The organism is Variovorax sp. 20P10.2.4 (genome assembly GCF_058244205.1).
In genome coordinates this window covers 1-7556 of the sequence record NZ_JBZAYE010000357.1, presented here as the reverse complement: position 1 = coordinate 7556, position 7556 = coordinate 1, and the positions used below count along the sequence as shown (strand labels likewise).

Genomic DNA, 7556 nt, shown 5'->3' with positions numbered 1-7556 from the left:
GAGCCCGCGCAGGTCGAGGCCGTGTTCGCCACCTTCGGCGAGCGCGCGCCCGCGGGCTCGGTGCTGGCCTTCGATGCCATGTGCTGGCTCGCCACCGGCCGCGCGCACCGGCATCCCTCGGTGCGGCCCACGGGTGCGCAGTTCCGCTGGGGCCTGCGCCGGCCGGACGAGCTGGCGCGCGCGCATCCGCGGCTGCGGCTCGCGGGCACCCACGAGGTGATGGCGGGCTATGGCTTTCCGCACGGCATGCTGTCGCGCGCGATCGGCGCCTTCTTCGGCGTGCCGATGTACGCGGTGTATGCGCTGCACGCCGTGGGCTGAGCCGGCTCGATACACAAACGCACAATTTCACCGCATCGCCGGCCTTGTCCGGCGGCGTTTGCGCGGAATGGCTGACGCGCCGCGGGCCGTTGCCACGGCAAGCTTCAGACTCGTCCCGCCCGCCGAACCCGTGCCCTCCCGCACAGGCCGGCGCCTGCGACGAAGGAGTTCCGCGCTGCATTAGGATCGTCCGGCTCGCCGCCGCGGTACCCCGTGTCCGCATCGGCGCCAGGCACCGGCCGCCACGCCAGCGCCCTCTTCTTCGTCCGTCTCCCGGAGTTCACCCGAACTCGCCAGAGAAATCGCAACCCTCAAGAAAACATGCTTGATCGCCGATCCTTCCTTGCCGCCGGCAGCGCCGCCGCCACCCTCGCCGCCCTCGGGCTGCCCGCCGAAGCGCTGGCCGCCAACGGGCTGCAGCTGAGCCAGCCGAGGCCCTTCTCGTTCGACAACCTGGTCGCCGAAGCCAAGTCGCTCGCCGGCCGGCCCTACGCGGCACCGGCGCCGCTCGCGCCGCAGGTGCTCGAGAAGATCGACTACGACGCGCACGGCAAGCTCAAGTTCGACCCCGCCAACGCCCTGTTCCGCGACGGGCCCGGCGCCTTCCCGGTCACCTTCTTCCACCTCGGCCGCTTCTTCCAGACGCCGGTGCGCATGCACGTGCTCGAGAGCTCCGACGGCGACGGCTTCGCGCGCGAGGTGCTCTACAGCCCCTCCTACTTCTCGATGCCGCCCGACAGCCCCGCGCGCGCGCTGCCCGAGGGCGCCGGCTTCGCGGGCTTCCGCCTGCAGGAAAGCCGCCTGGGCGACCAGGCCAAGCTCGACTGGCAGAAGAACGACTGGGTCGCCTTCCTCGGCGCCTCGTACTTCCGCGCCATCGGCGAGCTGTTCCAGTACGGCCTGTCGGCGCGCGGCATCGCGCTCGAGGTGGCCGTGCCCGACCGGCCCGAGGAATTCCCGGCCTTCACGCGCTTCTATTTCGAGACGCCCGCAGCCGGCAACACGAACTCGATGACGGTCTATGCGCTGCTCGAGGGACCGAGCATCACCGGCGTGTTCAAGTTCGTGATGCAGCGCGGCAAGGCCGTGATCATGGACATCGACTCGCGCCTGTTCCTGCGCCGCGACGTGGCGCGCCTGGGCCTGGTGCCGCTGACCTCGATGTACTGGTATTCCGAGACCGCCAAGCCCACCGCGATCGACTGGCGCCCCGAGGTGCACGACTCCGACGGCCTCGCGATCTGGAACGGCGCGGGCGAGCGCATCTGGCGCCCGCTCAACAACCCGACGCAGACCCGCGCCTCGGCCTTCGCCGACACGGGTCCCAAGGGCTTTGGCCTGCTGCAGCGCGACCGCGCCTTCGACCACTTCCAGGACGGCGTGTACTACGAGAAGCGCCCGAGCCTGTGGGTCGAGCCGCTGGGCGACTGGGGCGAGGGCTCGGTGCAGTTGATCGAGATCCCGACCGACGACGAGATCCACGACAACATCGTCGCCTTCTGGGTGCCCAAGGCCGATGCCAAGGCCGGCGCCAGCTACAACCTCAAGTACCGGCTGCACTGGACCGACCAGGAGCCCTATCCCTCGCCGCTCGCGCGCTGCGTGGCCACGCGCATCGGGCGCGGCGGCCAGCCGGGCCAGCCGCGGCCGCCGGGCGTGCGCAAGTTCATGGTCGAGTTCATCGGCACGCAGCTCGCCAACATCCCGTTCGGCGTCAAGCCCGAGCTGGTGCTCACGGCCTCGCGCGGCAAGTTCTCCTACATCTTCGCGGAGGCCGTGCCCAACGGCGTCACCGGCCACTGGCGCGCGCAGTTCGACTTCACGGCCGAGGGCAACGAGCCGGTCGACATGCGCCTGTTCCTGAAGAACGGCGACCAGACGCTGACCGAGACCTGGCTGTACCAGTACCAGCCCGGCTGAGGCCAACGGGCTTCTTTCAGCGCGGCTTGCGCTGCTTGTCGTAGGGCGCGAACAGCTCCACCGCCCAGTCGACGAACACGCGCAGCTTGGCGCTCAGGTGCCGGTTGGTCGGGTACACCACGTGCAGCGGATAGGGCTCGGGCGCGAAGCCCTGCAGCACCTCGACCAAGGCACCGCTCGCGAGATACGGCGCGGCCATCAGGTCGAAGGTCTGCGCCAGGCCCATGCCGGTGAGCATCGCGCTCAGGTGCGCGGTGCTCTCGTTCACGCCCACCACCGTGTGGCCGTGGATCTCGATGCGGTCCTCGCCGCGGCCGTAGCGCAGCGGCACCGGCCGGTTGCTCAGCGACGAGAAGTAGCCCACCACGCGGTGCCGGCCGTCGCCGATGTCGGCCGGGGTCTTCGGCACGCCATGGCGCTCGAGATAGCCGGGCGTGGCGCAGGTCACGAAGGGCATGGTCGCGATGCGGCGCGCCACCAGCGTCTGGTCGTCGAGCGGGCCCGCGCGGATCACGCAGTCCACCGCATCGCCGACCAGGTTCACGGGCCGGTCGCCCACGCCGATCTCGAGTTCGATCTCGGGATAGCGCGCATGGAAGGCCGGCAGTTGCGGGATCAGGATCATGTTGGCCAGCGAGGAGCCGACGTCCACGCGCAGCCGCCCGCGCGGATTGGCCTGCGCGTTCGTGAGGTCCGACTCGATGTCCTCGAGCTCGGCCAGCACGCGCGCGGTGCGCTCGTAGTAGGCCGCGCCCTCGGGCGTGACCGTCACGCGCCGGGTCGTGCGCTGCAGCAGCTTCACGCGCAGATGGGTCTCGAGCTGCTGCACCATCTTCGTCACGGTCGGCTTGGGCATCTGCAGCGAATCGGCGGCGCGCGTGAAGGTGCCGGCCTCGACCACACGGGCGAAGACGCGCATGGCGGCGATCTGGTCCATCGGCCGATTATTAGTGATTCGTGAATAAACAAGTGGCACGCGGCGTCTTGGTCGGCACGGGGGTCGCGCCCAAACTTCCTTCCATCGCCAACGCCGCCTCGCGGCATCACCCAAGGAAAGAAGTCATGTCCACCTCTTCGCTCAAGCTCGATGGAAAGATCGCCCTCGTCACCGGCGGCACCAGCGGCATCGGCCTGGCCACCGCGCAACGCTTCGTGGCCGAAGGCGCCCACGTCTTCGTCACCGGCCGCCGCCAGGCCGAGCTCGACGCGGCCGTGAAAGCCATCGGCCGCAACGTCACGGGCGTGCTCGGCGACGTCTCGAAGCTCGACGACCTCGATCGCCTCTACGACACCATCCGCGCGCAGAAGGGCCGGCTCGACGTGCTGTTCGCCAACGCGGGCGGCGGCAGCCTGGTGCCGCTGGGCCAGATCACCGAGGAGCACTTCGACAAGATCTTCGGCATCAACGTGCGCGGCCTGCTGTTCACCGTGCAGAAGGCGCTGCCGCTGATGGGCAAGGGCTCGTCGATCGTGCTGAACGCCTCGATCACCAGCATCAAGGGCACGCCGGCCTTCAGCGTCTACAGCGCGACCAAGGCCGCGGTGCGCAGCTTCGCGCGCAGCTGGGCCGTGGACCTGAAGGACGCCGGCATCCGCGTCAACGCGGTGAGCCCGGGCGTGGTGCCGACCCCGGCCTACGAGCTGCTGGGCCTCACGCCCGAGCAGGTGAAGGGCTTCATCGAATCGCAGGCCCAGGCCATTCCGCTGGGCCGCGTCGGCACGCCCGACGAGATCGCCAAGGCCGTGGTGTTCCTGGCCTCGGACGACAGCAGCTTCGTCAATGCCACCGAGTTGTTCGTCGATGGCGGCATGGCGCAAATCTAGGCACGCCCCCAGGCTGCGCGACACTGCGTGTCGCTACGCCAACCCCCTCGCCGGGGGAGACACCAGCGGCCCGGCAAAGCCGGTTCCGCGGTGTCCCGCGAACAGAGGGTGCGCTCAGCGCTTGGTCACGGAGATGAGTTCGATCTCGAAGTTCAGCGTGGCGTTGGGCGGAATCACGCCGCCCGCGCCGCGCGAACCGTAGGCGATCGACGGCGGGCAGGTCAGCTTGGCCTTGCCGCCCGGCTTCATCTTCTGCACGCCCTCGGTCCAGCACGGGATCACGCCGTTGAGCGGGAACTCGGTGGGCTCGTTGCGCTTGTAGGAGCTGTCGAACTCCTTGCCCGAATCGGGGAAGGTGCCGCGGTAGTGCACCTTGACCACGTCGGTCGCGGCCGGCGAGGCGCCCGTGCCTTCCTTGAGCGACTGGTAGATCAGGCCGCTGGCCGTGGTGACGGGCGCGGACTGGGCCCACGCGGCGGACACGGCGCAGAAGGACACGAGAGCGGCACAGAACAGGGACTTCACGGGATACCTCGAGGGAATGGTGGGAAAGGGCCGATTATGGCCAGCGCGAATGAAGCGCCGAAGCCGGCGATGGAACGGCCCTTGCTTCGCGGCGGGGGTACTGTCAACATCCCCCGAGAGAGGAACTCCCATGCCTTCCACCGAAGCCACGCCCGCCGCGCCCTCCCCCGGCGGCAGCGGCCACCTGAAGAAAGTGCTCGGTCCCCTGCAGCTCTGGGGCATCGCGGTCGGCCTCGTGATCTCGGGCGAGTACTTTGGTTGGAGCTACGGCTGGAACACCGCCGGCACGCTCGGCTTCCTGGTCGCCACGGTGCTGGTGGCCACGATGTACACCACCTTCATCTTCAGCTTCACCGAACTCTCGACCGCCATCCCGCACGCCGGCGGTCCCTTCGCCTACGCGCGCCGCGCCTTCGGCCCGCATGGCGGCTTCGTGGCCGGCTTCGCCACGCTGATCGAGTTCGTGTTCGCGCCGCCGGCCATCGCGCTGGCGATCGGCGCCTACCTCAACGTGCAGTTCCCTGGCATCAACCCGAAGTGGTTCGCGCTCGGCGCCTACGTGATCTTCATCGGCCTCAACTGGATCGGCATCGGCATCGCCGCGGCCTTCGAGCTGTTCGTGACCGTGCTCGCGATCTTCGAGCTGCTGGTGTTCATGGGCGTGGTCACGCCGGGCTGGTCGATGGCCAATTTCGTGGCCAACGGCTGGGCCGGCGGCAGCGTGCTGAACGGCGCGGCCATCGCGGGCATCTTCGCCTCGATCCCGTTCGCGATCTGGTTCTTCCTCGCGATCGAGGGCGCGGCCATGGCAGCCGAGGAAGCGCGCGATCCGCACCGCACGATCCCGATCGCCTACACCACCGGCATCGTCACGCTGGTGGTGCTGGCCTTCGGCGTGATGATCTTCGCGGGCGGCGTGGGCGACTGGCGCAAGCTCGCCAACATCAACGACCCGCTGCCGCAGGCCATGAAGGCCGTGGTGGGCGACAACAGCGGCTGGCTGCACATGCTGGTGTGGATCGGCCTGTTCGGGCTGATCGCCTCCTTCCACGGGATCATCATGGGCTACTCGCGCCAGATCTTCGCGCTGGCGCGCGCGGGCTACCTGCCGCGCTACTTCGCGGGCCTGAGCCCGCGCTTCGACACGCCGCACCGCGCGCTGCTGGCCGGCGGCGTCGTCGGCGTGGTGGCGATCTTCAGCGACGAATGGGTGCAGTTCGGCGGCCAGACGCTCACGGCCAACATCGTGACCATGGCCGTGCTCGGCGCGATCGTGATGTACCTGGTCTCGATGGCCGCGCTGTTCAGGCTGCGCCGCACCGAGCCCTCGCTGCCGCGCAGCTACCGCGCGCCCTTCTACCCGGTGTTTCCCGCCATCGCGCTGGGCCTGGGCCTGGTGTGCCTGGGCGCGATGGTGTGGTTCAACCCGATGCTCACCCTGCTGTTCCTCGTGCTGATGGCGCTGGCCTACGGCTACTTCCTCGCGACCTCGGCGCAGCGCAACGCGGCCGCGCCCGACGAGATGCTGTCGGCGCCCACCTCCACGCCCGCCGCCTGATCGAACGATGCGCTACCGCACCACCATCGCCGGCCAGGGCTTTTCCTTCGACGACCTGCGCCAGGTCATGGCCGCGGCCAGTCCCGCGCGCTCGGGCGACTACCTCGCGGGCATCGGCGCGGCCACCGCGCAGCAGCGCATGGCCGCGCGCCACGTGCTGGCCGATACGCCGCTCGCGCAGTTCCTCAACGAGGCGCTGATCCCCTACGAGAGCGACAACATCACGCGGCTGATCATCGACGGCCACGATGCGCAGGCCTTCGCGCCGGTCTCGCACCTCACGGTCGGCGACTTCCGCAACTGGCTGCTGTCGGAGCAGGCGGACACCGCGGCGCTCACGGCCCTCGCGCCGGGCCTCACGCCCGAGATGGTGGCGGCGGTGTCGAAGCTCATGCGCAACCAGGACCTGGTCTCGGTCGCGAAGAAGTGCAACGTGGTCACGCGTTTTCGCGACACCATCGGCCTGCCCGGCCACCTCGCGGTGCGGCTGCAGCCCAACCACCCGACCGACGACCTGCGCGGCGTGGCCGCCTCCACGCTCGACGGCCTGCTCTATGGCGCGGGCGACGCGGTGATCGGCCTGAACCCGGTGTCCGACAGCCTGCCGGTGCTCGGCCGCCTGCTGCACATGCTCGACGAGCTGATCCAGCGCTTCGAGATTCCCACCCAGAGCTGCGTGCTCACGCACGTCACCAACACGCTGCGGCTGGCCGAGGCCGGCGCGCCGGTCGACCTGGTGTTCCAGTCGATCGCGGGCACCGAGAAGGCCAACCTCTCGTTCGGCGTCACGCCCGAGTTGCTGGCCGAGGCCCACGACGCCGCGCAGTCGCTCCAGCGCGGCACCGTCGGCGACAACCTCATGTACTTCGAGACCGGCCAGGGCAGCGCGCTGTCGGCCAATGCCAACTTCGGCGTCGACCAGCAGACCTGCGAGGTGCGCGCCTATGCGCTGGCGCGCCGCTACAAGCCGCTGCTCATCAACACCGTGGTCGGCTTCATCGGCCCCGAGTACCTGTACGACGGCAAGCAGATCATCCGCGCCGGCCTCGAGGACCACTTCTGCGGCAAGCTCATGGGCCTGCCGATCGGCTGCGACATCTGCTACACCAACCATGCCGAGGCCGACCAGGACGACATGGACAACCTGCTGGTGCTGCTGGGCACCGCGGGCATCAACTTCATCATGGGCATCCCGGGCGCCGACGACGTGATGCTCAACTACCAGAGCACCTCGTTCCACGACGCGCTGTTCCTGCGCCAGACCCTGGGCCTGAAGCGCGCGCCCGAGTTCGAGGCCTGGCTGCAGCGCATGCAGATCACCGATGCGGCGGGGCGGATCGCGCCGCCCTCCTCCAACCGGCTGCTGGCCGGCATGGGCGCCCTGTCGGCGCTGTCCTCATGAGCGATC

6 protein-coding genes and 1 pseudogene are annotated in these 7556 nt (G+C 69.4%); 5 read left to right on the top strand and 2 right to left on the bottom strand.

Going from position 1 to position 7556, the window contains the following annotated elements:
• A pseudogene (locus tag AC27VN_RS26665) lies at positions 1-321 on the top strand (class I SAM-dependent methyltransferase); the annotation flags it as partial.
• A gap of 321 nt (positions 322-642) precedes the next feature.
• A complete protein-coding gene (locus AC27VN_RS26660) occupies positions 643-2241 on the top strand; it encodes an OpgD/OpgG family glucan biosynthesis protein (protein WP_490878479.1) in 1599 nt (532 codons plus the stop codon).
• 16 nt (positions 2242-2257) lie between these two features.
• Here the strand turns inward: AC27VN_RS26660 and AC27VN_RS26655 are convergent, their stop codons facing one another.
• The gene (locus AC27VN_RS26655; protein ID WP_490878478.1) at positions 2258-3178 is read right to left on the bottom strand and encodes a LysR family transcriptional regulator; all 921 of its coding nucleotides are present in this window, start codon (positions 3176-3178) and stop codon (positions 2258-2260) included.
• A 125-nt stretch (positions 3179-3303) separates the two neighbouring features.
• Here AC27VN_RS26655 and AC27VN_RS26650 point away from each other — a divergent pair, with 125 nt between their 5' ends.
• Entirely contained in the window at positions 3304-4065 is a 762-nt protein-coding gene (locus AC27VN_RS26650) for a glucose 1-dehydrogenase (protein WP_490878477.1), read from the top strand.
• Between the two features lie 114 nt (positions 4066-4179).
• Here AC27VN_RS26650 and AC27VN_RS26645 read toward each other — a convergent pair whose 3' ends face one another.
• Entirely contained in the window at positions 4180-4590 is a 411-nt protein-coding gene (locus tag AC27VN_RS26645; RefSeq protein ID WP_057597061.1) for an FKBP-type peptidyl-prolyl cis-trans isomerase, read from the bottom strand.
• 130 nt (positions 4591-4720) lie between these two features.
• Between AC27VN_RS26645 and eat the strand changes: the two genes are divergently transcribed.
• Positions 4721-6148: an ethanolamine permease gene (gene eat, locus AC27VN_RS26640; protein WP_490878476.1), complete on the top strand. Its 1428-nt coding sequence runs from the start codon at positions 4721-4723 to the stop codon at positions 6146-6148.
• Positions 6149-6155: 7 nt separating this feature from the next.
• Positions 6156-7550 (top strand): ethanolamine ammonia-lyase subunit EutB, encoded by a 1395-nt coding sequence (locus tag AC27VN_RS26635; protein WP_490878475.1) that lies wholly within the window; start codon positions 6156-6158, stop codon positions 7548-7550.
• Positions 7551-7556 lie beyond the last annotated feature (6 nt).

Bases quoted from the DNA above. Each gene is read 5' to 3' on its own strand.
- AC27VN_RS26660 (WP_490878479.1), top strand. From the start codon at position 643: ATGCTTGATCGCCGATCCTTCCTTGCCGCCGGCAGCGCCGCCGCCACC.
- AC27VN_RS26655 (WP_490878478.1), bottom strand. From the start codon at position 3,178: ATGGACCAGATCGCCGCCATGCGCGTCTTCGCCCGTGTGGTCGAGGCC.
- AC27VN_RS26650 (WP_490878477.1), top strand. From the start codon at position 3,304: ATGTCCACCTCTTCGCTCAAGCTCGATGGAAAGATCGCCCTCGTCACC.
- eat (WP_490878476.1), top strand. From the start codon at position 4,721: ATGCCTTCCACCGAAGCCACGCCCGCCGCGCCCTCCCCCGGCGGCAGC.
- AC27VN_RS26635 (WP_490878475.1), top strand. From the start codon at position 6,156: ATGCGCTACCGCACCACCATCGCCGGCCAGGGCTTTTCCTTCGACGAC.